Below are 26,411 nucleotides of genomic sequence, written 5' to 3' on the forward strand. Positions count from 1 at the left end.
ATGAGCGAGATCACCCTACAGGAGTATACCACCACCAGTTACTGGACCGACAAGATCAAACGTGCCGGTGGCGCCTCCTTCTACAATAAACAGTTGTTGCCCGCCAGCGAAACCGCCCGGCAACAATACCGACTGCCGCTGGCAGCCGGCCTTTCAGACGCTGTTGTACGCACCTCCAAAGATAAAGACCTCAACATCTACAAACTCGCGATGGCCGCGCTGTACATCCTCCTGGGCAAATACAGCCAGCGCCCCGAGTTGCTGCTCACTACCAGCACCATCCGCCTGGATGCAGGAGTGCCTGCAAGTAATCCCGCATTGCTGTTCTTCACCGTACCTTATGATGATGGCATGACCGTGAGAGACTTGCTCAAACAGGTGCACGCAGAGCTGGAAGCCAATATCAGCCGGCAACAGTACGACTATCCGCAATTATATGCCACTTTACAGCAACGTACCGATTGGGCCGAATATGCTTTCTCTACCGCGTTTGCCTATGAGCCGGTGAGCATCTTGCAGGATGATCTCTATAAAACAGATATTTTATTTCTCCTCACCCGTAAAGACGACCAGCTCGAATGGGAGATCGATTATAATGCGCACCGGTATGATGAAGTGGAAGTGATGCTGCTTGGCGCGCATCTGACAAGGATCCTGGAGCAGATCAGCCATGATCTCTCCCTAAAGATCGATGACCTGAACTGTATCTCATCTCTCGATCATCATTATCTCTTCGGCGCTTTCAACGACACGGCTGTTTCTTTTCGTGAACAGCCGGTGATAGAACAGTTCGAATCACAGGCCTTGCTCACGCCCGATGCTATCGCTGTAAAAAGCGGGCCGGTAACGCTCACCTACCGCGAGCTGAATGAGCGCGCCAACCGTGTAGCCTGGCATCTCAAGCAGGAGCGGGGCTTGCCACATCAGGCCAAAGTAGCGTTGATGGTGAACCGTTCTGAAAAGATCATCATCGGCATCATCGGTATATTGAAGGCGGGTGGCGTGTATATTCCCATCGATCTCAGTTCGCCGCAGGAGCGCGTGCGTTTCTTCCTCGAAGATAGCGGCTGCCCCATCGTGCTCACAGAAAAATCGTTGATCGAACAAACGCCCGATGCTGCACAGCTGGGCTATGTAGCGATCGATGAGCTCAGCGACGGTTCGCCGGATAACCCGCTTGTAAACCGCGATCCGCACGAGCTGGCGTATATGATCTATACCTCCGGCACTACCGGTAAGCCCAAAGGCGCCATGGTGCATCATCTCGGGCTGGCCAACCACGTGAGCTGGTACCGCAAACGTTTCGCCATCACCCCGGCGGATAGCACCATGCTCATCAACTCTTACAGCTTTGATGGCTGCTATAGCTATATCTGGGCAACGCTCACTTCCGGCGCTACTTTGCATGTGCCAAACGATAGTTACTTCGATCCGGAAAAAACATTGCAATATATCAAACAGGAGCAGGTGACCTTTTTGAAGATGGTGCCTTCTACCTTCGGCGTGCTGGTGAACAGCGCCACCTTTGATGAAGACCCCGAAGTATGCCGCTCCGTGCGCATTATCAAGCAAGGTGGCGAAACCATCAACGTTAAAAACCTGCGTAAATATTTTGAGCGCTATCCGCATGTGGAGCTGGGTAATCACTACGGCGCCACAGAAGCTACTATCGGCTCGGTAGCACACTGGATCAATAAAGACACCATCGACGACTTTGCCCGCCAACCTGTGCTGGGCAAGCCTTTCGACAATCAGCGGGTATATGTGTTGAACAGTCGTGGCGAATTATTGCCCATCGGCGTACCGGGCGAGATCTGCATTGGCGGCATAGGAGTGGGCAAAGGTTATCATCAGCGGGAAGAGCTCACTGCGCGCAAATTCATCAATGATCCATTTACGCCGGGCGGGCGTTTATACCGCACCGGCGACCATGGCCGCTGGCTGCCCTCCGGCGCCCTGGAGTTTTTTGGCCGCATCGATAACCAGGTGAAGATACGCGGCTACCGCATCGAGCTCGATGAAGTGGCGGAGACCTTGAAGGCCAGTCCGGCCGTACGCGATGCCATTGTAATGGTATACAATAAAGATGGCCAGGACCAGCTAGCCGCCTACATCGTCGCCGATGAAACCCCCGACATCGCCGCCTTACAGGAATTTATAAAAAGTCGTTTACCGGAGTACATGATCCCGGTGTATTATGTGCCGCTGGCCCGTATCCCGCTCACGCCCAATGGCAAGATCGACAAGCGCGCTTTGCCCGATGCCAGCGAATACCGCGCGCAATTCCAGGGACAGGCCGTAGCGGCACGCAATGCCGTAGAAGCCCAACTGGTGGCCGTTTGGGAGTCATTGCTGGATATCAACGGCGTCGGCGTTACCGATAATTTCTTTGAGATAGGCGGGCATTCCCTGAAGGCAACGCAGCTGGTAGCCCTCATCCATAAAAAAATGCAGGTACTGCTGCCTTTGCGCGAAGTGTTCCTGCACCCAACGATCGAAGAACAGGCGCAACTCATTGGAACCGGCGAGCAGCAAGCTTTTGCGGATATTGAACCGGTGGCTTTGCAGGAAGACTATGCGCTGTCGCACGCCCAGCAAAGGATGTGGCTCATGGCGAGCATGGAGCAGGACCAAACGGTATACAACATTCCGCATGCCGCTATACTGGAAGGCGAATTGGATATCGCCGCTTTTGAAAAGGCTTTGCAAGCGCTGGTAGCAAGGCATGAAGTGTTGCGCACCGTTTTTGTGCAACGCGATGGCGAGCCACGGCAGCGGGTTTTACCAGCCTCCGGTTTTGCGCTCGCATATAAAGACCTGCAACATGCACCACAAAGCGAAGAGGCAGCCGCCGCCATCGCCGCGGCGGAAGCCAGCACCGTATTCAATCTGGAGCGGGGACCACTCGTACGCGCCGTGCTGCTGCAACTGGCGCCGCAGCGTTTTACTTTTCTCTTCACGCTCCATCATATCATCTCTGATGGCTGGTCTACACAGGTGTTCTTCTCCGAAATATTGCAACTGTATTACGCTTTCCACCGGAATGAATCTTCTCCGCTGGAAGCGCTGAAGATACAATACAAAGATTTCGCCGCCTGGCAGAATGCTTTGCTGGCGGGCGATGAGGGCCGCCGCCACCGCGACTACTGGCTGCAACAACTCGGTGGCAACCGCCCGGTGCTGGAGCTGCCGGCAGATTTCAGCCGTCCGCGTGTAATGACCTACAAAGGTGATTACATTTCTACTTGTCTGCCGCTGGCGGTGCAACAGAAATTGCAGCAGTATGCAGCTGCGAATCAGCTCAGTGTATACATGGTGTTGATGGCTGCGGTGAAAACCTTGCTGTACCGCTATACCGGCCAACAGGACCTGATTGTAGGCACGCCGGTGGCAGGCAGGGAACATGCGAGCCTCGCCAACCAGATCGGGTTTTATGTAAATACCCTGGCTGTGCGTACACAGATACCGGAAAATATTTCTTTCGATCAATTCGTAAAAGACGGTATCCGCCATCGCTTGCTGGAAGCCTATCAGCACCAGGCTTATCCCTTTGATCAGTTGATAGACGACCTGTCGCTGGAACGTGATATGAGCCGTTCGCCGCTGTTCAACGTGATGGTGGTGATGCAGAACAACAGCGCCACCCGCGATGCCCTGCTGGAAATGAACCAGCTGCGGGCAACGCCTTTCAGCAACCAGGCGCCGCAAAGCAAGTTCGATCTCACCATCGATTTTGAAGAAAGCAAAGATGGATTGGTGCTGGGTATTGAATATTATGCTGATCTCTTTGCGCGCCCGCGTATCGTGCGCATGCTCGGTCACCTGGCAAATATCATCACGGCTATTGCAGATGACCCGGGAATAATGTTGGAAGAGATAGATTATTTGTCGGAAGATGAACAGCGCGAGATCGCTTCCTTCAACGGACAGGTAACCCCGATACCGCTGCACCTGACTGTGCATGGCGTGTTTGAGCAGGTAGCCCGGGCAAGGCCGGATGCCATGGCCTTGGAAGATGAGCAACATGCTTATACCTATGCACAGCTGCATGCCTATACCGATCAATTAGCCACCCTGCTGCAACAGCGAGGCGTATCGCATGAATCTGTAGTGGCGGTGGTAATGACCCGCAGTGCCGACTTTGTAATCGGTATGCTGGCTACCCTGAAAGCAGGAGCGGCGTATATGCCCGTGGAATCCAATACGCCGGTAGAACGTATTGCACAATTGCTGCAACAGACCAACGCCGCTATTGTGCTCACCAATGATGCGCGCATCCGGCAGCATTTTGAACAAACCATCTATCTGCCGGAAGTTGAACTGCCGCTTGCCGCCATACAATCTTTTGCCAACGCGGATTCGCTGGCATATATCATGTTCACCTCCGGAACTACCGGCCGGCCCAAAGGCGTGATGATCACACACCGCAGCATCGTGAGCCTGCTCACTAACCCGCGTAATGTATACATCACCGCGGAAGACCGGATGCTGCAAACCGGCTCGCTCTCCTTTGATGCGGCCACCCTCGAAATATGGGGCGCCCTGCTCAATGGCGCCACCATTTATATGATGGAGCTGCAACGCCTGCTGGACCCCGCTTCCATGGCAGAGGTGCTGCGGGAGAAAGCGATTACCACCGCCTTCTTCACCACCTCCTGGCTCAACCAGCTCATTGATCATGATCCGCAGCTGTTCGCACCTATGCGCACCATTTACTCTGGAGGCGAGCAGCTATCGGTATCGCATGTACGAAGATTGTTAGCGCAATTGCCTGCACTGAAATTTTATAACATATATGGCCCTACGGAGATCACCGTATTTGTGACGAAGAACGCCGTGCATGAAGATGCCGAGGTAACAGCCACCATCGGTTATCCTGTTGAAAACGGGCAGGTATTTATTGTAGACCGCCACGGCCGCCCGGTGCCGAAAGGCATTCCTGGTGAAGCGCTGCTGGGTGGGGAAGGACTTAGCCGCGGTTATATAAACGACGAAGCGCGTACCCTTCAACAGTTCATCCGGCGCGGCACGCAGCGCCTGTACCGCTCCGGCGATCAGGCCCGCTGGCTGGAAGATGGCCGCATAGAATTTACCGGCCGTATAGACGAGCAGGTGAAGATCCGCGGCTATCGCGTAGAACCGGAAGAGATCACCAACGTGCTGTTATCGCACCCGGATGTGAAAGAGGCCATCGTAATAGTACACAAACAAGCCGACGGCAACAAGCTGCTCGCCGCTTACTATACCCTCACGGGAACGGCTACACGGGAGGCGATCCGCCAGTACCTCGAACAGCAGCTGCCTGCTTATATGGTGCCCGCCTCGCTGATTCAACTCGAGGTGATGCCGCTCAATGCCAATGGTAAAACCGACCGTAGCGCCCTGCCGGAACCGGAGCTGTCCGGCGCCGATTACGTACCTGCCCGCAACGAAACGGAGCAGCAGCTGGTAGGCATCTGGGAACGTTTGCTGGGCGTATCACGGGTAGGCATATACGATAATTTCTTCGCCCTCGGCGGCCACTCCCTGCTGGCTACCCGCCTCGTGTCCGCGATACGGGAAGAGATGCAGGCAGTTGCTACGGTGAAGGATGTTTTCCTGCACCAGACCATCGCCGCTTTCGCTCCGCTGCTCGCTGGCGCTGCCAAAGCAACATTACCGCCGCTTAGTCGCCATCACATAGATAAAGCGCCCTTGTCGTTCGCACAGGAGCGCCTCTGGTTCATCGATCAGCTGGAAGGTAGCGTGCCTTATCACATGCCGGTGCTGCTGCGCCTCAAAGGCGCGCTGGATACTTCCGCACTCGCGCATGCCCTGCATGCGCTCGTGGAACGCCATGAAGTGCTGCGCACCGTATTGAAAGAAGAAGGCGGAAAAGCTTACCAGCAAATCATTTCCGCCGATGGATGGCAACTGGATACCTCTACAGACATAAATATCGATCCTTATATTCATCAACCTTTCGACCTCTCGAAAGATTTCATGTTGCGTGCGCGCCTGATCGCCTTACAGGAAGATGAACACCAGTTGCTCATCGTGATGCATCACATTGCTACCGATGGCTGGTCGATGGGCATCATCATCCGTGAGCTCACTGAATTATATACCGCCTATACGGAACAAAGGTCGGCGCAGCTGCCGGAGCTGCCCGTGCAATACAAGGATATCGCCATCTGGCAACGCCAGTACCTTTCCGGCGAAGTGCTGGACCGCCAGCTTCAATACTGGAAGCAGCAGCTGGATGATGTAACGCCGCTGCACCTGCTCACGGATTATGTGCGCCCCGCGCTGCAAAGCACAAAAGGTGCGCACCTGCTCTTTAATATCGATCCGCAGCTCACGGCGCAGTTGCAGCAATTGTCGCTGCAACAGGGCACTACGCTCTTTATGACGCTGCTGGCGGCTTTCAAGGTATTGCTGCACCGTTACACCGGGCAGGATGATATCGCGGTGGGTTCGCCGATCGCGGGCAGAACGCAACAGGAAGCGGAGGCGCTGATCGGCTTCTTCGTAAATACCCTGGTGTTGCGCAGTCGTCTCGATGGTAATCCTTCCTTCACTGCCTTCCTGCAACAGGTGAAACATACCACTTTACAGGCCTATGAGCACCAGGAAGTGCCTTTTGAAAAAGTGGTGGACCAGGTGGTGACGAGCCGCGAATTGAGCCGCAGCCCGCTGTTTCAGGCTGTATTCGCCTTGCAGAACACGCCGCGTGCCGAGGGCGCAAGCTTAGGCCAGCTGCAATTGACAGAAGAAGATATTGATCAAACCACCGCTAAAACAGATATCAGCTTTTCGCTGGAAGAAACGCCGGCAGGCTTGCAGGGTAATGTGGTGTATTGCACGGATCTCTTTCGCCGTGAAACGATTGAACAGTTGCTGCGGCATTTCCGGCAATTGCTGCAAGCCATTGCAGCCGCGCCCGATGCGGCGATTGGCGCATTACAGTTCCTATCTGCCGAAGATGAGCAACAGTTCCATCAATTCAACGAAAAAGTACCCGGCTTTGAACTGGATATGCAGGCGCATATCGTGAGCCGCTTCCGGCAGCAGGTACAGGCGCAGCCAGCAGGCATCGCGCTGTGCTATGATAACATTACGCTCTCTTATCAAACATTGGATGAGCGCTCCAACCAGTTTGCGCATTATCTCCGCAAACTGGGCGTAGAAGGGGAGATGATCGTGCCCATCTGCCTGGACCGTTCACCGGAAATGATCATTGCGATATTAGGCGTGTTGAAGGCGGGCGGGGCTTACCTGCCCATCGATCCGGCCTATCCGCAGGATCGTATTCAATACACTTTGCAGGATAGCGGCGCGCAGTTGTTGATCACCACCACCTCCTGTGAAGCGCAGATCGAATGCCCGTCGCATATACAAGTGATCCGGATAGATACCGGCGTGTACCTGCAAGAAGAGACAAGCAGCCTGGATGCCGCGCTGGACGGCCATCACCTGGCCTATGTGATCTATACTTCCGGTTCTACCGGCAGGCCCAAGGGCGTGTTGCTGGAACACCGCGGTATCGTGAACCTGGTACAAGGGCATGTGGATGTGCTGCAGTTAAGGCCCGGCAAGCGTATGCTGCAATTCTCCTCATTTGGTTTTGACGCCTCCTGCTATGAAATATTCAACACGCTGTTGAGTGGCGGTACTTTGATATTGCCCAAACAGGAGGAACTGATGTCGGTAGATAGTTTTGAGGAGATGATCAACCGTTACCAGGTGGAAATGGTGGTGCTGCCGCCATCTTACCAGCATGCGATCCGCGAGAAGACGGGCAGCATCCGTACCATGGTATCCGCCGGCGAAGCCCTGCATGTAGACGATGCCCGTTACCTGCAGGAGAAGGGTATCCGCCTGCTTAACGGTTACGGACCTACGGAGAATACGATCTGCGCCACCATCTCTGATAACCCATTGCTACCGCACGCCGTTACCATCGGTCCGTCTATCGCCAATGTGCAGGCTTATATCGTAGACCGTTATAACAACCTGTGCCCGGTGGGCGTGGCCGGAGAGTTGTGTGTGGGCGGGTATGGCGTAGCGCGCGGTTATCTCAACCGCCCTGATCTTACAAAGGAAAAATTTGTACAAGGTATTTTCGATAAAGGCATCTGCTATCGTACCGGCGACCAGGCCCGCTGGCTGCCTGACGGCAACATCGAGTTCCTCGGCAGGATCGACGACCAGGTGAAGATCCGCGGCTACCGCATCGAGCCGGGCGAAGTAACCGCTGTGTTGCAACAATGCCCGCTGGTGAATGAAGCCATTGTAGTAGCCCGGAATAACAGTCGCCACAAGATGCGCCTCGTGGCCTATGTAGTACCCAAAGGACGCTTCGACCGGGAAGCAGTGGTGAGCTTCCTCAAGGGCCGCCTGCCGGAATACATGCTGCCATCGCAGTATGTAGAGATGAGCGCGCTGCCCGTAACTGCCAGCGGCAAGATCGACAAGCGCGCTTTGCCAAGTCCGGACGACCATGTAGTGGGCGCTTATGCGGCGCCCCGCAACGAAACAGAGCAGGCGCTGGTCGCCATCTGGCAGGAGTTGCTGCGCGTACAAGGGGTAGGCATATACGATAATTTCTTTGAGTTAGGGGGAGACTCTATCATCACCATACAGCTCGTGAGCCAGGCCCGCAGGCGCGGGTACCTGCTGCATCCGCGCGATATCTTCCTGCACCAGCATATCGCTGCATTGGCCGGCGTGGTAACCAGCAGCCGTGAGATACAGTCAGAACAAGGTATGCTGAATGGTGAGGCAGGAATCCTGCCTATCCAGCAGTGGTTCTTTGAACAGAACTTTGCCGCGCCGCATCATTTCAACCAGGCCGTGTTGCTGAATATCGATAAATCGCTCGATGCCGCGCAACTCAATACCGTGGCGGCTGCGCTGGCATCGCGCCACGATGCGCTCCGTTTCCGTTACCGACAGGAAGGCGCACAATGGATACAGGAATATGGCTACCTGCTGCCGGTAGTAGCACAGGAAGAAGCCGCGACAACAAACGAGATCACCGCCATCTGCGAACGCTGGCAACAGCAGCTGGATATCAACACCGGTGAACTATGGCATTGCGTATTGATCAAAACACCGCTGGCAGATGCTTACAATCGTCTGTTCATCGTGGTGCATCACCTCGCGATAGATGGCGTATCATGGAGGATATTGCTGGAAGATATTGCCGCCTTCCTGCCGGTAGCTGCCGCAGGGCAGGCTTTGCAAACGGCTCCCAAAACCACTTCTTACCGGCAGTGGCAGCAGGCCATCGCGCGCTATGCCACCGATCCGGCTACGCTGGCGCAGCTGGCATACTGGCAAACTACCGTGAAGGCCTATACGCCATTACCGGGAGCAGCGATCCACGTATTACGTAAAGACACGCAAACACATACAGTTACCTTGCCCGAGCAGGATACGCGCCTGCTGCTGGGTAAAGCGCAACAGGCATACAACACCGGCATCAACGACTGGCTGCTGGCGGCACTCACGCAAACTATCAGCAACTGGAGCGCACAACCGCAGGTGCTCATCACCCTGGAAGGGCATGGCCGGGAAGCCATCGCACCAGACCTGGATACCTCTCAAACTGTTGGCTGGTTCACCAATATGTACCCGGCGCTGTTATCGGCCGGTAATATCCCGGATATTAAAGAACAGCTGCGGGCCTTGCCTGGCAATGGTTTGGGCTATGGCGCGCTGCGCTACCTCCATCCTGATGCAGCGGTAAGGGAAAGTTTGCAGTTGCCCGCTATGGACCTGCTATTCAACTACCTCGGCCAGCTCGATAATATTATTCATACAGGCGTGAACGTTAGTCTGGCCGATGAGCCTACCGGCGAAGCCGTGAGCGGCAACAATGCCTTCGGCAGCAAGCTGGAAGTTACCGCCTCCGTAGCAGAGGGACAGCTCTATGTATCCTGGACTTACGCCCCGGCGCAATACGATGCCGCTTTGATCGCGCAGCTGGCAGAAAACTACCTGGCCTTCCTGCAGGCGCAGTTGCAAACAGCGGCAGCACTGGAAGCGCCTGTGCCTACGCCTTCAGACTATGGCCTTGGCGGATTGGTAACGCCATCCACATTGCATGATTTCTTATATGCGATGGAAGAAGGGCAAGCCCGCAAGTCCCTGCTGGAAAGCCTTTACGTGGCCAGTCCCTTGCAATACGATATGTGGTCGTCCAGTCAAAGCGCCCCCGATGCCGGTACCTGGATCATCCAGGTGAGCGCGGATATTCCATCTCTCGATAAAAAAATATTGCAAGAGGCCTGGAATGCCGTAGCTGCTAAACACAGCATTTTCCGTACTGCCTTCTACCAGCTCAATGATACGCTGGTGCAGGCCGTGTACCGGGAGATCAGCGTGCCGGTGTATGAGCGCGACTACAGTCATCTCTCCAACGAAGCGGTCAACATCTTCCTGCAAAAAGACAGGAACACGGATTTTGATATGGATACCGCGCCGCTCATGCGCATCACCCTGGTGCAGATGCATGGCGGCATCACCAAAATGGTGTGGACCGCGCATCATATCATCATGGATGGCTGGTCGATGCCCGTGGTGGTGGACGAATGGATGAAAGCCTATGAAGCGCTGCTGAAAGGCGACGCCATTGCGGATAGCCGTGACCGTTATGAAGACTATATCCGCTTCATCAACGCTGCCGGCAAAGACGCTGCTGCGGCCTTCTGGCGTGAGCAGCTGCAAGACGTGAGCGCGCCCATGTGGCTGCCTTTCGTCAACTATCGCGGCGATCGTAACCGCGTACCAGGCGCCTATAACGACGTACGCCTGGTGCTGGATGAAAGTCTTACCGCCGCCGTGCACCGCTTCGCACAGGAGCAGCACGTTACCGTGAATACCGTGATACAAGGCGTATGGGCAAGCTTACTGTTTAAATATACCCGCCGCCGCCAGGTAGTATATGGCGTAACGGTATCTACCCGCCCCGCAGAAGTGGAGCAGGTGGAAAGCAGGGTAGGGCCTTATATGAGCATTATTCCTTTGAAGGCAGTCATGGCGGTAGCACAGCCGCTGGACCAATGGCTGCGCGACTTGCAGGACCATCACAGCCAGGCGCGCCATCATCCGTATATCGGCGCGGCTGACCTGCGCAACTGGACGGGCATGGAAGAAGATCTGTTCGATAGCGTATTATTCTTCGAGAACTATCCGCTCGGCGATGTGACAGAGAAAGAAAACCCTGTGCTGGACCTGCAACAAGTGCAGATGCATGAGCACAACAATTACTTGTTGTCGGTATTTGTAGGCATCGGCGAAGAGATGGTAGTGCGCTTCAATTACAACAGCACGCTGCTCAGTGATACCTGCGCCAATATTGTCAGTCATCATTTCAGGGCGGTACTGTTGCAGATGCTCAGGAACCCGCAAACGCCTGCAACGCGCATCCGGTTAACTACGCCGGCACATCTGAAAAAAGCATTCAAACACACCGGTATCGGGCAGCGCAAGCGCATCCCGGCATCCAAAGTTCAAAACCACAAATCATAGCCATGGCACTGTTAAAACTGCTTCAGAAAAAATCGAAAGCGTTCTTTTGGCTGCTGGCCCTGCTGGGGCTGATCAACAGCATCTGGGGAAGCACCCTGCTGCTGTTGATCAACAACAAGATCACGAATACGCCTTTGCCCTTTGTAGGGCAGTACGACTGGCAGGTATACTGCGGACTGATCGTGCTGTCGTTCGTGACCGCCCGTTTTTTCCAGTCGTACATGATACGCCTTACTTATGATCTCGGCAATGATCTCGGGCTGTCTATCTTCGATAAACTGCGTTTCTCCAATTACGAAGAATACCTCAAGCTCGGCGATGAAAAAGTTCGTACAGCCGTTGCCGATGTCACCACTTTGCAGCGTTTTCCGCAAGCCTTCATCGAAACCTTCAACGCATTTGTGATGGTAGTGATCGGCGTGTTGTACCTCTATTACATCAACCCCGGCGGCGCCGCGCTGATCACGGTGATATTAGGTCTGCTCGCAGGCGTGTACTATTACCGCAACCTGGCTGTGCACCGGGATATGAGCACTGTGCGCGACCTCGCTAACGTATACCAGCAGAACGTGAACGACTTCCTCCGCGGCTTCCGCGAGATCAAGATGAGCACGCGCCGCAGCGATATCATCTACCATGAACATATTACCGTAAACAGAGGCCGGGCCAAAGACCTGACCGTGAAAACGCTGATCCGCCACATGGGCAATGAGCTGATGGGCAGTTACACCTGGTACCTGATGATCGGTATTATCCTCTTCCTGCTGCCCGCGCTGTTGCACACCACTGGCGGCGTGAACAGCAATTTCATTGTTACGCTGCTATATCTCATGGGACCGATGAGTATCATCATCACGGAGATACGCGAGTTTACGCTGATGCACATCGCGGTGAAACGGCTCGAAGAATTTGATACGGTGCTCAGCGCTTCTGAGGGCATTGCATTAGGGCATGGCCAAAGTGCCGATGCTGGCCCATTCCGCAGCATCCGCTTCGAAAATGTGACCTATGAATATTATGACGAGATCAGGTCCGAAACTTTCCGTTTGCAACCGCTCAACCTGGAAATCAAAGCAGGAGAGAGCATCTTCATCACGGGTGGCAATGGCAGCGGCAAGAGCACTTTTGTGCATCTGCTTACCGGTTTGTATATGCCCCGCTCCGGTCATATCTATTTCAATGATGAATTGATCACGCCGGATAACTATCCCTGGTTCAGGGATCAGATGGTATCTATCTATACCGATCATTGCCTCTTCTCCGAGAACTACGACAATTTCCCTTTGCATCGCGATAATGAGCAGCTGATGCACCTGTTGGACAAGATGCGCCTCACCGATATCGTGACCTTCAACGAAGGAAAGAACGTGATCAAAGCTACGTTGTCCAAAGGCCAGCAGAAGCGCCTGGCGCTGATCTACGCCTTGCTCGAAGAAAAAGAGATCATTGTACTGGATGAGTGGGCCGCGGAGCAGGATCCTGTATTCCGTGCCTATTTCTATAAAGTGCTGGTGCCGGAGATGAAGATCATGGGCAAGACGGTGATCGCGGTAACCCATGACGACGCTTATTTCGATTACGCAGAACGCGTGCTGCGCTTCGATTATGGCAAGATACAGAGCGACACGCGGCAGCCGGAATTAATTGTTAGTTAACAAGCCCGTTATATGCAGCAGAGTACAGCCTATTTTCATCAATATGTAAAAGAGCATGCGCGGCAACAGCAGCTGGTGGTGCAGCCGCGCATGGGCTTCAGCGACCGGTCGAAGATGCGCTTTGGCCTCAGTGAGGTGAAGCGCCTGGATGCGCCTACCATCGGCACGATCACGCTGGACAGCTTCACGCGCAGCGGCGATTTTCACAGCGCTGCCAGGGCCGTAGCGGAGGGCATGCAGCTCAATGGTTACCCGATCGTAAGTTATCCCCGCGAAGAGAATATGCAGCTCATCGAAGGCTTGCGCGAGCCGGGCTTTCCCGTGCAGATACGCCATGGTAGCCCTTTGCCCGTGGAGATATTCAAAGCCACCATCAACGCCGGCATCGATGCCATTGAAGGCGGGCCGATATCTTATTGTTTCCCTTATGGCCGCATTCCGCTCGCACGCAGCATGGAAGCCTGGCGCACCTGTTGCCAGCTCTTCGGCGCCGCCAGCGATGATCCCTGGCATATCGAAAGTTTCGGCGGTTGTATGATGGGGCAATTGTGCCCACCCGCAATCCTGATCGCCATCACCATCGCAGAAGCGATCTTCATGATACGCAATGGCGTGAAGTCTTATTCACTGAGCCTGGCGCAAGGTACGCACACCTCGCAGGATGTGGCCGCGCTGCATGCATTACGGCAGCTGGGCCTCAAATACCTCGGGCCGCAGAGCGACTGGCACATCGTATTCTATACGTTCATGGGCAAGTTCCCGCAGTCGTACCATGGCGCGAGAGCGTTGATAGAAGAGAGCGCCCGCGCCGCTGTGAAGGGAGGCGCAGAAAGATTGATCGTGAAGACGGTGAAAGAGGCGCACCAGATCCCTTTGATAGAAGATAATCTCAATTCGCTGGCCTGGTGCCATCAGGCCGCCACGGCGGAAAGGCAGCGCAGCGGGCTGCCGGAGGGCGTGGCTGCCTGGACCGCGCAGATATACGAAGAGGCCGACTTCCTCATCGACTTGTTGCTGAACCTCGACAGCGACCTGGAAAAAAGCATGGCGAAAGCCTTCAAGCGGGGCTATTGGGATGTGCCGTATTGCCTGCATCCGGATAACCGCCGCCTCACGGGCGCGCAGCTGGACGAAGCCGGATTTATTTACTGGTCGGACCCCGGCAAGATGCCCTTCACAGGCCATATCCGCAACAATGCCGTGCGACGGAAGAAGCAATTATCCTCCGGGGAGTTGTTGCACATGCTGTCTTTCAATCAGCAAAAGTATGATGGTCTTTATATCCCGGAAGAACAATTATCTACACCATAAATCTTTACCCTGTTAAAAATAGATCACATGAAACCTATCGCATTACTCACCACGATCCCTTCGGATTCGCACAACTGGAACCTGGTATATATCCAGCTCTTTTTGCAGGAGAATGGCTTTGAGGTGGTGAACCTCGGCCCCAGCGTGCCTTACGACCTGTTGTTATCTGCCTGTGTGCAGCATCAGCCTGACCTGTTGATCGTATCAACTATTAACGGTCACGGCTATATTGAAGGCAAGGAATTGATACGCCAGGTGCGCTCGCTGGACAGTATGAAAGAGAAACCCGTTTTCATTGGCGGCAAGCTGAGTACGGATGTTAGTATGTCGTATCTTTATGCGGTGGAGTTGGAAGAAGCCGGTTATAACAAGGCTTATTGCAACGACCAGGATATGGAAGATTTCACCCGTCGGTTGCAGGTGATCCTGCGGCAGTCGCCCGTTAGTAAACAAGTATAACAGATGAAGGTAAACCTGATCACGCTGCCGTATGCAGGCGGTAACAAGTACGCTTACAATGCATTGAAACCCTTGCTGCACGGCCATATTTCGATGGCGCCGCTGGAGCTGCCAGGCAGAGGCCAGCGCATGGCCCTGCCCTTGCTGGACGATATCCGGCAGATGGCGGCCGACCTGGAACAACAGATACAGCCTCATATACAACAGGAATATATACTCTATGGCCATTCGATGGGCGGCATGCTGGGCAACCTGCTGCTGCACCGCCTGAAGGCCGCCGGCAGCAAGCTGCCGCTACGTTTCATCATCACCGGATGTGGCAGCCCGAAAACAACGCACCTGCGCACTATCCGGCATGTGCTGCCCGACAAAGCGTTCCGCGAAGAGCTGCGCCAGTTGGGAGGTTTGCCCGATGAGATATTGGAGAATGATGACCTGATGGAATTTTTTCTTCCCATTATCCGGGAAGATATGAAAGCATTGGAGTTGTATCAGTACCAGCCACTGGGAAAATATGAAGTGCCCCTTACCGTGATCAGCGGTACCGAAGAGCCTATCACGGACGAGATGCTGGCCGGCTGGGCAGATGAATCGGTATATGCGCCTGAGATCAGGCATATGAAAGGTAATCACTTTTTCATCCTCGACCATTTTAAAGCATTGGCGGAGATGATCAATCATGAAACGGAGAAAGTTGTTTTTGGATGATCACGTATTCTTATTTTCTGTATAATCGTCCGCTGGATGAACGTTTGTATAACGCGCTGCTGCAGTGCGTACCGGAGCATATGCGTACGGCCATCGTGAAGTGCCGCCGCTGGGAAGACCGCCAGAACCGGCTGTTTGCCCGCCTGCTGCTGCGCGACCTGCTCTTTGCAGAAGGTTATGCCCCCGACTCACTCGAACGGCTATACGCCAATGAGTATGGCAAACTGTTCATCGACGACCGCGTGGATTTCAACCTCTCACATTCCGGTAACCTGGTGATGGTGGCATTGTCTACCTGCGGGCGTATCGGCATCGATGTAGAGCGGAAGGACGGTTTACAGGCGCAGGATATCGCCACTGCCTTGCGCAGTGATGAGCTGGAGATGCTCCGGCAGCCGGTATCCCAGGAGGCCGTGTATCATCTCTGGACAAAAAAAGAGAGCCTTGTAAAGGCAAGAGGGCAGGGGCTTTCCCTCGATGTGAAAGCCATCTACCTGTATGCCGACCGTGGCGTGCTGAAAACCGGCAACTGCCATGAAACCTGGTACTATCACCCGTTACAAATACATACCGATTACATCGCGGTGCTCTGTTCCGAGGCCGCCAACCCGATCCTGCGCTATGCCCCCGCAGAAGACCTGATAGACCGCGCCATCCGGCATTCGGGCATCGATATTTCGGAAACTTGACGCTTTAAAAAACCTCACAACAAGAAATTATAATGAAAGCCTTATTCATTGCTGCGTTGACAGTTTTGTTAACCGGAACCGTATTGACCGTCCGATCGCAGGACAACAGCGCCCGCCTCACAGGCAACGTAAAAGACGACGCCGGCCAGCCGGTCATCGCCGCTACCGTAGTGCTCCGCAAAGCGCAAGACTCCTCCGTAGTGAAAGCCGCCCTTTCCGACACTAGCGGCGCCTATGTATTTGAGCAGATACCCTACGGCAACTATTTCATCCATATCAGCAGCATAGGCTACCAGAGCGCCACGCTGCGCCCCGTAACGGTGAACAGCGCTGCTTTACAGCTGCCGGAAGGCATCCTGGGCTCGCATGCCAAATCATTGAAAGGGGTAACGGTAACGGGTAAACGCCCCTTGATAGAACAATATGCCGACCGCACCGTAGTGAACGCAGAAGGCGTGGTATCCGCCGCCGGCGGCTCCGCCATGGACGTGTTGGAAAAATCTCCCGGCGTGGCGGTAGACAAGCAAGGCAACATCACCATCCGCGGCAAACAAGGCGTGAAAGTGTTCATCGACGGCCGCGCCACCTATGTGAATGGCGCCGACCTCGCCGGCATCCTGCGCAACATGCAGGCCAGTCAGATAGACCAGGTGGAGATCATCTCCAACCCCTCTGCCAAATACGATGCCGCCGGCAACGGCGTGATCAACATACGCACCAAAAAGACCAACGTCAGCGGCTTCAACGGCAGCGTGGCAGTAGCGTATATACAAGGCCGTTATCCCGGTACTACGCAAAATATAAATTTCAATTACCGCAGCGGCAAATTCAATCTCTTCGGCAACGGCGGTTACAGCTATCGCAAAGGATTTGAAGACATCTACATCCTGCGCAATTTCCGCAAAGGTCCCGATGGCAATATCCAGACCATCTACGATCAAAACTCTTTCACCCGCAGTACCAATCAAAGCCTGAACGGCAAGCTGGGACTGGATTTCTATGCATCTGACCGTACTACCCTCGGCGTCGCGGTGAGCGGCTTTCACAACCCCGCCCGCTCCAATACCGACAACAATACCCTGCTGAAAAGCCCCGATGGTAAAGTGCAAACACAGGTGATCGCCCCCGCCGATATGGATGGCAAATGGGACAACTCCGAAGTGGACCTCTCTTTCAAACACCGCTTCGACTCTTCCGAACATGAGCTGAGCATCGATGCCAGCTATCTGCAATATAACACGACGAGCGTGCAGCACTTCAACAATAACTATTTTGATGCTGCCGGGAACCCGCAGGAACCAGCACGTATATTCATGGCCGATATGCCCGGCAATATCAAAATATATACTGCCAAAGCCGATTACGGCGTGCCACTGGGCTATAAAGGGAAACTGGAGCTGGGCGCCAAATACAGCTATGTGAACACTGATAACAATGCAGCTTACTTCGATCAGAAAGGCGGCAGCTGGATACCGAATGATTCGCTGAGCAATCACTTTCTATATAAAGAATATGTGTACGCAGGGTATATCAATTACAAGAAGACCATCGGCGATATAGAGCTGCAAGCCGGCATCCGTGCAGAACAGATGCAGATGAAAGGCCATCAGCTCAATGGCAATGCTTCCTTCGACCGCAGCTATCTTCAATGGTTCCCGTCTGCCATGATCGCCTATAGCCTCGATCCGCAGAATAAGCTCAGCTTGAGCTACAGTCGCCGCATCGAACGGCCCGATTACCGCAGCCTGAACCCGTTCCGCTTCTACCTGGATCAATATACCTATGAAGAAGGGAACCCGTACCTGCTGCCGCAATACAGCCACAACGTAGAGTTGAGCCATATCTTCATGGACGGCGCGCTCACCACTACGCTGCTGTACAACAAAACCAATGATGTGATACAGGAAGTAGTGCAGCAACGCAGCGCTACCAATGAAACGTTTATCCGTCCGGAGAATATCAGCACCCGCAGGATCGCCGGTATCAATACCAACCTGCAATTGCCGCTGGGCGATAATCTTACCACCATTGCCTATCTCGAATTTAATAACTACAAATATTCAGGTATCATCAACAGCGAGCCCTATTCGCTCAGCGCCAATACCTTCTCGGCGCAGCTGCGCCAGCAGGTGAAGCTCTCCGCTGTGTGGATGGTGGAACTGGCGGGACTCTATACGTCCCGCGCCATCGATGGTACTTTCATTCAGCGGCCGGTAGGCACTTTCAGCTTAGGCCTCCAGCGCGAGCTTTTCAACCGCAAAGCCACGCTGCGCCTCAATGCGGTGGACCTCTTCCGCTGGTATAAATATGAGGCTACCAGCCGCTATCAGAACGTAGATGTGTATGCCCTCAATCGCTGGCAAACACAGAACCTGCGCCTCATCTTCACCTACCGCTTCCGCAGCGGTATGAAACTGGCCGAACGTGCCGCGGATAGTGCCAGTCCGGAGAAAGAACGTGTGAAAATTAAAGAGAAATAAAACAGGGGGAGTTTTAGTTTAGATAGCCGTGCAAGCGTGAGCTTGTGCGGCTTGTTTGTTTGGAGGGGATTGGTGTTGTATTGGCTTTATACTGGCTTTATACTGGCTTGAAACAGGGAGTAAGGTGGGAGGTGGGTAGTAAGTGCGCTAATCAGATCGTTACAGGCAAAGGGAATCTATCCTTTATTTCATCCAGGTTTCTTTTGACAACGGTAATTAATTCTTCTGCCAGTTCCCATACCTGGGTGCTACCGGTTTCTGGAAAGTAGCCGATCGCTTTATAGTTGTTTTTCGCGTTACGGATAGCTGTTTCGATAACTGCCGGATGGTAGTCGGAGTTAAAGCCACCTTTGATCACACGTGGAATATGTGTTTTCCAGCTATTGCATTTGTCAATGTTATGAATCAGGGGTAGCGTATTGTATGCGTGGAAATACAACCAGACTTCGAAGCATGGGTTACTTTGAACGACACGCCAGTGCGTACGTGTGGCACAGGCTGTTCTGATACTATTGAGATGGGTTCTCCATCTGTCTGTATCGATGATAAACCAAACTTTATCTCTTTCGGCTGTTGCTGCGAGTTCCTCTTCTTTTTTTCTTGCTATATCGATTAGCCTGTCTGGAGAGCCGCCACCATCTTCACTGCTCACTGGAATGACTTTTACGCGTGGGGATATGCCATGAAAAAAATTAAAATAATGAGGTTCTCTATTTTGACCTTCGCAAACTATTATCAAATAAAATGCATCCCGGTAGGGGTTCTTTTTTCGTAAGAGAATTTACTTGGTTTTGGCATATTTCTCCCAGTTTAAATCGACAAAATTTCCCAGAAAGGGTATTGCACCGTATCTGCCGTTTAAGTATCCTTTTCGAATGTCGATAGTGTGATGTTCTTTAAATTCGCTCAGTGGGTATAGCTCTGTGGCGCCATGATTGTTTTTTTCGGCAAACCATATTTCATCAGGGCGAAAAATTTCCTGGTCCAGCAGGTTAGATTCATGAGTAGAAAATATTAATTGCCCCTTTGTTGCTGTATCGAGCGAAAATTTCTTAATTATTTCTTTGATCAGTAGCGGATGGATGCTTCTTTCTATCTCATCAATCAGAAATGTTTTAGGTTTGTTGACAATTGAATATAGCGCTGGCAGATACTCCATTAATCTTCTTGTACCATCTGATTCTTCAGAGAACATGAATCTTGCAGTTCCTTTATCTACATTGTGAGAGAACCATATGCTCTTTGCAACAGGTTTATTATCTTCCATTACAAAGATTACTTCTTCATATGCATTCCTTCGGGAAGCTATCCGCTCGGGGTTAGCTTTGAGGTTCGCGATGAATCTATTAGCCTCCTGGCGATCGTCCTCGCCAAAATATTCCTCGATGGGTACTGTTTCAATATGTATATGCTCAATGCCGGTATTGAATGACCTCAGTATATCAGTGGCGAATTTGAAGAAGGTTGCATCTTTTTCAAGTCGTAAACAAAGACCATGGGGGCGGGCCAATGGAGATATCATTTCAATGCCGTTTTCAAACCAGTTGGCTGCATTTTTATGATGCCCGAAAGCTTCATTTTGTCTACTTTTCATATGAAATAATACAAGCTTGTTGCGCCCGAGTATTTCATTCTTCAGAAAGGAGGAAAAGAAAGCAGTTTCTTTATTGTCTTCCACTTCCGGGGAAAATTGAAGTTCCAGGTTGTTCCCATCGACAGTGTCTCTTCGCGTAAATAGTATTTTGTCATCTTTGGTACCCAGGCCGCTGATGAATAATTCTTCCTCAATAATGATACCCTGGTTAATGGTAAGGCCATAGTAGTAAGGTGTTTCATCTTTGAAAAACTCTATCCCGATATAAACATCTTTGGTGCGACCTTTTTTATCAAATTTAAAGGTCTCCGTTATAAACTCTATTGGCATTTCACCATCTTTAACAAAATCTCTTAAAAGAGATAATGTATTAATCAGGTTGCTCTTTCCTGCCCCATTAGCGCCATAGATCACGCTTAACTTCAGTAATTCTACATTGTCGTGCGTTGAAACGTGATGAGCTAAACGTGAGAAGCGACCTGGAAGTAAGTTGAACTCCGTAAGGTCATTGAAAGAGTAAAGGTTTTTGACAAGCAATCGAATAATCATTGCGTGAAATTTTCACGTGAAAATATGTTTTTTTATTAAGATGGGGTGTATATTTATTGATTTTATATGTAATTCGTGTATTTTTCACGCGATGGACGGACAGGTTCGTGCGGCAGTATCCGTATTCAATTAAACCAATCTTTCTTTTTTTCTGTTAATCATACAATCAAACCACCTCACATGTCTCAAACCATCTTCATCACCGGCGCCTCTTCCGGCCTCGGTAAAGCCGCTGCTAAATTATTCGCCGCCAAAGGATGGCAGGTGATCGCTACCATGCGTACCCCGGAAAAAGAAACGGAGCTTACTAAAATTGAAAACATCACATTGCTGCCGCTGGATGTTACCGATAACACACAGATCGAAAACACGGTAAAACAGGCATTGCAGCGCGGCCCGGTAGATGTGGTGTTCAACAATGCGGGCTATGGCCTGTCAGGCCCGTTTGAAGCGACTTCCGACGAGCAGCTTACCCGGCAGATCAACACCAACCTGTTAGGCGTAATGCGGGTAACAAAGGCATTCATACCTGCATTCCGCGAAAGAAAAACGGGGCTATTCATCAACACCACTTCTATCGGCGGACTGGTAACATTCCCGTTCAATTCCGTGTATCACGCTACTAAATGGGCTTTGGAAGGATGGAGCGAAAGCCTGTCGTTTGAATTGAACCGGTTCGGGATACGGGTGAAGACAGTTTCACCGGGCGGGATATTAACAGATTTCGCTGGCCGCTCCCTGGAGCTGGTGGATCATCCGGCGTATACTGCATTATTGGAGAAGGTAAAGCAGGTATTTTTCAATCCGGAGCGTGCCGCGCTTTATTCTTCTGCGGGAACGATTGCGGACGTGGTGTATGAAGCCGCTACAGACAACAAAGACACGCTGCGCTACGTAGCCGGCGCTGATGCCAGGGGCATGTATGCCAGACGCCTGGAGCTGGGGGATGAACAATTCAGAAAGGAGATTGCCGTATCTTTCTTTGGTTGAGGATGATTGGCTCGCAGCCTTTTGGGATGAGCGGCAGTCCCAACCTGTTCGGGCGGGCTTTTCGCGAATACTAAGTATCTTTGGTGGGATCATCAAGCAGCACGTGCCATAGCAGGAGAGGATACATGCATCACTCCCGGGTAGTGTTGCTGTCTAAACCGCCATAGCTATGAAATTTATTTTGCCGCCCCAATTGCAACAGCGTGTTACTATCACACCCATCATGCCGCCTCACGCGGAAGATATCCTCATGACACATGTGCCAGCGAACCGTATCAGCGGCGCTTTTGGCGCCTTCGTGTTGCAGGAGATCGATCATCATGAATTTACCATCTACCAGCATGTTTTCCGGATGAAAATGCCTGTGGAGATAAAGGTAGCGCCGGAATATTCCATCATCACCCTCAGCTATGTGCTCAGGGGCCAGGTGCCTTGCACACTCAATGGTTTTGGGGATGCGCTCCTCTCCGAAGGATGGTATCATCTCTACTATGTTCCTGCGGGTGAACATACTGCCCGTCTCCCGCAGGGAGAGGCGGTCGTGTTCCAGGTGAACCTGCACACCGGCCTGCTCAGGGAGCTGGGCGTTAAATATCCTTCTTTGCAACAGGTGTGCGATAGTCTCAGCGATGGCAGCCGCAATGGCCTGCAGCAAGGCGCTGCGCGGATCACGCCAAGGGTGCAGGAAGTGCTGGGAAATATCTTCACCTGTTCACTGGATGGCGCCGAACGCGACATCTACATACGGGCACGCATATACGATTTGCTGTTGCTCTATTTGCAGGATCTCAATACCGTCAAAATATCTTCCCGTTATCATTTCTCTCAACATGATATCCTCGCTTTGCATCATGCGAGCGAGTTGCTGGTGCAGCAAGTAGATCAACCGCCATCACAAGCGGCGCTGGCGCGGGCTGTGCACCTGCATCCCCGGAAACTGGCGGAAGGCTTTCGCATGTTGTATGGCATGAATATGTCTGAATGGCTGCTGCAACTACGGATGCAAAAAGCGCGGCAGCTGCTGCGCGAGAGCGCGAAACCCGTGAGCGACGTGGCCTACGCCGTGGGGTATGATACTGTGTCGGGTTTTATCCGGGCCTTTAAAGGCTATGCGGGCTGCACACCGGCCGACTACCGCAAATAAATACCGGGCACAGATGTGCCCGGGCTGCAATTGCCATTTCGTTTGGCATCCACAGCTAGCAAGGGGCGTGGGCACGTCCCGCTATGATAGCCATGTGCCTTGAAGTAGGATGTTCGTTATACCCAAAATTGGTACCTTCTGCATGGATCGGATATGCCGCAGTGGATAAAAAATGTGCAGCAATGGAGATTATAGTGTGGTAATGTAGCGGTATTTATTCCGTTCCCGGGCTTTTTGCCGGGTATAATTCTGCCAGTTATCATTTTTAGAAGAAATTCAAGCGGCATTGTATTATTTTCCACGCTTATTCTTTTAAGAACAATGAAGAAGATAATATTTGTTTTGTCGATGCTCCTGTGCAGCGGCTCGCTGGCAGCACAGCACACCTTTACATTAGGCGATTCCACTTTTCTGTTGGACGGAAAACCTTTTCAGATGATCTCTGGCGAGATGCACTACCAGCGCATCCCGCGGGAAGCCTGGCGCTCCCGCCTGAAGATGGCCCGTGCCATGGGGCTCAATACCGTGGCCACTTATGTGTTCTGGAATATGCACGAGCCGGAACAAGGCCATTATGATTTCAGCGGCAACAACGACGTGGCTGCATTTGTCAGGATCGCGCATGAAGAGGGCCTGTGGATCGTGCTTCGCCCCAGTCCCTATGCCTGTGCGGAATGGGAGTTCGGCGGTTATCCTTACTGGCTGCAGAACAAGCCTGGCTTGCAGGTGCGCAGCAAAGAGCCGCAGTACCTCAGCGCCTACCGCAACTACATCATGCAGGTGGGTAAGCAATTATCAAAAATGCAGATCAACCACGGAGGCAACATCCTCATGACGCAGATCGAGAACGAATATGGTTCCTATGCCAGCGATAAAGATTACCTGGACATCAACCGCAAAATGTTCATCGCAGCAGGTTTCGACGGGCTGCTATACACCTGTGATCCCGGTGCGGATGTTGCCAAAGGCCACCTGCCAGGACTATTACCTGCCGTGAATGGTACCGATGATCCCGAAAAGGTGAAACAGATCGTGAGAGACAATCACAATGGCAAAGGGCCTTTCTATATTGCAGAATGGTACCCTGCCTGGTTTGATTCCTGGGGACAGGCGCATCATACCGTGCCTTATGAAAAATACCTCGCCCGTCTGGACCGTGTGCTGGCAGCGGGTATCTCCATCAATATGTACATGTTCCATGGCGGCAGCTCCCGCGGTTATATGAATGGCGCCAACTACGACGGCAGCAGCGCCTATGCGCCGGAGGTGAGCAGCTATGATTATGATGCCCCGCTCGATGAAGCCGGCAATCCTACGCCTAAGTTCAAAGCCTTCCGCGAGGTGATTGAAAAGCACCTGCCCGCAGGCACGGTGCTGCCGCCGGTTCCGACTGTGAAGCCCGCCATCAGCACACCGGCAGTTCAGTTCACCCGCAGTGCATCCGTACTGAGCAACCTGCCCGCACCCGTAAAAAGCGTACAGCCGTTGACGTTCGAAGCCCTGCACCAGGCCTATGGCTTTGTGCTCTATCGCACTACGGTAGAAGGAGGCAAAACATCATTGCTGAAACTGAATGAGCTGCGCGATTACGCCCTGGTGTTCATCAATGGCAAACGCGCCGCCATCCTCGACAGGCGCCTGAATCAGGACAGCATATCCCTGGATCTTCCCAAAGGCAAAGTAAGACTGGATATCCTCGTGGAGAACCTGGGCCGTATTAATTTCGGCGCGTATTTACTTAAAAATAAAAAAGGTATCACACAAAGCGTGACGCTTGATGGTCAGCCGGTATTGAACTGGCTGCATTATAAACTGCCTTTCAGCACGCAGCCTGCCGTGAAACCCGCTGCCAGCGTGCCAGACGCGCCAGTGCTAAAAGAAGGCGCTTTCCAGTTGACCTCCACCGGCGATACTTACCTGGATATGTCGCAATGGGGTAAAGGGGTGGTATGGGTCAACGGACATCACCTCGGCCGCTACTGGCAGGTAGGGCCGCAGCAGACTTTATACGTTCCTGCCGGATGGCTGAAGAAGGGGACCAATAAGGTAACGGTGCTGGAGCTGATCCGGCCGGAGCAGCAAGTCTTGCAGGGGATTGATCATCCGATACTCGATGTATTGAATAAATAAAAAAGAAGGCCTTACGATAATGTAAGGCCTTCTTTTTTTGATAGAAATTATTATTTTTGGCGTGAGTAACCAAGAGTATATTGCCCCTATATCTGTACGAAATTGGCCCGCAATGTAATTCTTCTATTTTTTTGTGAGTGTTAATCCTTAATTGTACTTGTACTTATGAAACGAGTTTGCATTACTGTAGTTATTGCATTGGCAATGTCTGGGCAACTGTCTGCCCAAGTTACCCAGGATCCAAGTGGGAACGTGAGTGTCGGTAGTAGTACCTTGCCTCAAGGCACCTTGGATGTCAACAGGGCTACCATTAATACCCTTTCTACTGTATTGGGTCGTCTGCCGGAAGGGAATGCTGCCAGTCCGGGTACTTATTTGGGTCTGCAAGCCTACAACACTACGCCGGCTGGTAGTCTTTCATTCGCATTTGAGCACAAATTCTACGGCGTGCTGAACAGTGCTATTAATTTCTATCGTGGATCGGCCAAAGATGATGGCTTTATGACCTTTACTACTGCTACTGGCAATGAGCGTATGCGCATTAGCGCCAATGGTAATATTGGTATCGGCACTACGACGCCCGCAGCTTTTCTTGATATCGGAAAGCCGGCCAATAATACTTTGACGGCCGTATTGGCTCGTATGTTGGAAGGAAGTCCGAATACTTACCTGGGTGTGCAAACCTATGCTACAACGCCGGTTAACAGCGTGTCATTTGCATTGGAGCACAAATTCTACGGTGTGCTCAATAGCGCCATTAATTTTTACAGAGGCTATTCAACCAGTGGAGGTTTCATCGCATTCTCTACCGGCGATGGCACCGAGCGTATGCGCATTGATCCATTCGGTAATGTGTGCATCGGCACTCCCAACCCGCAAGCCAAGTTGTCCGTAAATGGTGATGTTTTTGCCAAAAGAATAAAAGTAACACAAACCGGCTGGCCTGACTATGTGTTCACCTCCGCATATCAATTGCCATCCTTACAACAGGTAGAACATTACATCCATACCAACGGACATCTGCCGGAAATGCCTACTGCTGAAGAGGTAGAGGCCAAAGGTCAGGATGTAGGAGAGATGAATAAGCTGCTGCTGAAGAAAGTGGAAGAGCTGACGCTGTATATTATAGAGCAGAATAAGCGGATAGAGGCGCTGGAGAAGAAGGGGAAGTAGAGGAACCCCTAA

13 protein-coding genes are annotated in these 26,411 nt (G+C 52.4%); 11 read left to right on the top strand and 2 right to left on the bottom strand.

The genetic code is table 11. The features are described from left to right. The 7 genes from FPG75_RS06330 to FPG75_RS06360 are packed head-to-tail and all read left to right on the top strand — an operon-like array spanning position 1 to position 18,819. The gene (locus FPG75_RS06330; protein ID WP_143305922.1) at positions 1-11,517 is read left to right on the top strand and encodes a non-ribosomal peptide synthetase; all 11,517 of its coding nucleotides are present in this window, start codon (positions 1-3) and stop codon (positions 11,515-11,517) included. A gap of 2 nt (positions 11,518-11,519) precedes the next feature. After that, positions 11,520-13,172: an ATP-binding cassette domain-containing protein gene (locus FPG75_RS06335; RefSeq protein ID WP_143305923.1), complete on the top strand. Its 1,653-nt coding sequence runs from the start codon at positions 11,520-11,522 to the stop codon at positions 13,170-13,172. Positions 13,173-13,184: 12 nt separating this feature from the next. Continuing rightward, complete coding sequence (locus tag FPG75_RS06340) at positions 13,185-14,483, top strand: methylaspartate mutase (RefSeq protein ID WP_143305924.1); 1,299 nt, start codon at positions 13,185-13,187, stop codon at positions 14,481-14,483. 27 nt (positions 14,484-14,510) lie between these two features. After that, entirely contained in the window at positions 14,511-14,942 is a 432-nt protein-coding gene (locus FPG75_RS06345) for a cobalamin B12-binding domain-containing protein (RefSeq protein ID WP_143305925.1), read from the top strand. Between the two features lie 3 nt (positions 14,943-14,945). Continuing rightward, complete coding sequence (locus tag FPG75_RS06350; RefSeq protein WP_143305926.1) at positions 14,946-15,650, top strand: thioesterase II family protein; 705 nt, start codon at positions 14,946-14,948, stop codon at positions 15,648-15,650. After that, positions 15,647-16,339 carry a 4'-phosphopantetheinyl transferase family protein gene (locus FPG75_RS06355; protein WP_143305927.1) on the top strand — a complete coding sequence of 231 codons (693 nt, stop codon included), beginning with the start codon at positions 15,647-15,649 and terminating at the stop codon, positions 16,337-16,339. Before FPG75_RS06350 ends, FPG75_RS06355 begins: the two co-directional genes overlap by 4 nt. A 32-nt stretch (positions 16,340-16,371) precedes the next feature. Continuing rightward, entirely contained in the window at positions 16,372-18,819 is a 2,448-nt protein-coding gene (locus tag FPG75_RS06360) for a TonB-dependent receptor domain-containing protein (protein WP_143305928.1), read from the top strand. Between the two features lie 151 nt (positions 18,820-18,970). On the opposite strand, the gene FPG75_RS06365 is transcribed toward FPG75_RS06360, so the two are convergent. Beyond that, on the bottom strand, positions 18,971-19,558 hold the full coding sequence (locus FPG75_RS06365) for an RloB family protein (RefSeq protein ID WP_161596691.1): 588 nt from the start codon (positions 19,556-19,558) through the stop codon (positions 18,971-18,973). A 42-nt stretch (positions 19,559-19,600) separates the two neighbouring features. Further along, entirely contained in the window at positions 19,601-20,962 is a 1,362-nt protein-coding gene (locus tag FPG75_RS06370; RefSeq protein WP_143305930.1) for an AAA family ATPase, read from the bottom strand. A gap of 180 nt (positions 20,963-21,142) precedes the next feature. On the opposite strand from FPG75_RS06370, the gene FPG75_RS06375 reads away from it, so the two are divergent. The 4 genes from FPG75_RS06375 (at position 21,143) to FPG75_RS06390 (ending at position 26,399) form a co-directional block, all read left to right on the top strand. Next, positions 21,143-21,952, top strand: coding sequence for an SDR family oxidoreductase (locus tag FPG75_RS06375; RefSeq protein WP_143305931.1), 810 nt, complete (start codon positions 21,143-21,145; stop codon positions 21,950-21,952). Positions 21,953-22,121: 169 nt separating this feature from the next. Further along, positions 22,122-23,096 carry a helix-turn-helix transcriptional regulator gene (locus FPG75_RS06380; RefSeq protein ID WP_143305932.1) on the top strand — a complete coding sequence of 325 codons (975 nt, stop codon included), beginning with the start codon at positions 22,122-22,124 and terminating at the stop codon, positions 23,094-23,096. Between the two features lie 321 nt (positions 23,097-23,417). After that, positions 23,418-25,226, top strand: coding sequence for a glycoside hydrolase family 35 protein (locus FPG75_RS06385; RefSeq protein ID WP_143305933.1), 1,809 nt, complete (start codon positions 23,418-23,420; stop codon positions 25,224-25,226). A 252-nt stretch (positions 25,227-25,478) separates the two neighbouring features. Beyond that, positions 25,479-26,399: a hypothetical protein gene (locus FPG75_RS06390; RefSeq protein WP_143305934.1), complete on the top strand. Its 921-nt coding sequence runs from the start codon at positions 25,479-25,481 to the stop codon at positions 26,397-26,399. Positions 26,400-26,411: the final 12 nt, after the last annotated feature.

The organism is Chitinophaga vietnamensis (assembly GCF_902167635.1).
GTDB classification, from domain to species: domain Bacteria; phylum Bacteroidota; class Bacteroidia; order Chitinophagales; family Chitinophagaceae; genus Chitinophaga; species Chitinophaga vietnamensis.

Excerpts from the sequence above, each read along its gene's own strand:
- FPG75_RS06330 (WP_143305922.1), top strand. The coding sequence starts at position 1 with ATGAGCGAGATCACCCTACAGGAGTATACCACCACCAGTTACTGGACC.
- FPG75_RS06335 (WP_143305923.1), top strand. The coding sequence starts at position 11,520 with ATGGCACTGTTAAAACTGCTTCAGAAAAAATCGAAAGCGTTCTTTTGG.
- FPG75_RS06340 (WP_143305924.1), top strand. The coding sequence starts at position 13,185 with ATGCAGCAGAGTACAGCCTATTTTCATCAATATGTAAAAGAGCATGCG.
- FPG75_RS06345 (WP_143305925.1), top strand. The coding sequence starts at position 14,511 with ATGAAACCTATCGCATTACTCACCACGATCCCTTCGGATTCGCACAAC.
- FPG75_RS06350 (WP_143305926.1), top strand. The coding sequence starts at position 14,946 with ATGAAGGTAAACCTGATCACGCTGCCGTATGCAGGCGGTAACAAGTAC.
- FPG75_RS06355 (WP_143305927.1), top strand. The coding sequence starts at position 15,647 with ATGATCACGTATTCTTATTTTCTGTATAATCGTCCGCTGGATGAACGT.
- FPG75_RS06360 (WP_143305928.1), top strand. The coding sequence starts at position 16,372 with ATGAAAGCCTTATTCATTGCTGCGTTGACAGTTTTGTTAACCGGAACC.
- FPG75_RS06370 (WP_143305930.1), bottom strand. The coding sequence starts at position 20,962 with ATGATTATTCGATTGCTTGTCAAAAACCTTTACTCTTTCAATGACCTT.
- FPG75_RS06375 (WP_143305931.1), top strand. The coding sequence starts at position 21,143 with ATGTCTCAAACCATCTTCATCACCGGCGCCTCTTCCGGCCTCGGTAAA.
- FPG75_RS06380 (WP_143305932.1), top strand. The coding sequence starts at position 22,122 with ATGAAATTTATTTTGCCGCCCCAATTGCAACAGCGTGTTACTATCACA.
- FPG75_RS06385 (WP_143305933.1), top strand. The coding sequence starts at position 23,418 with ATGAAGAAGATAATATTTGTTTTGTCGATGCTCCTGTGCAGCGGCTCG.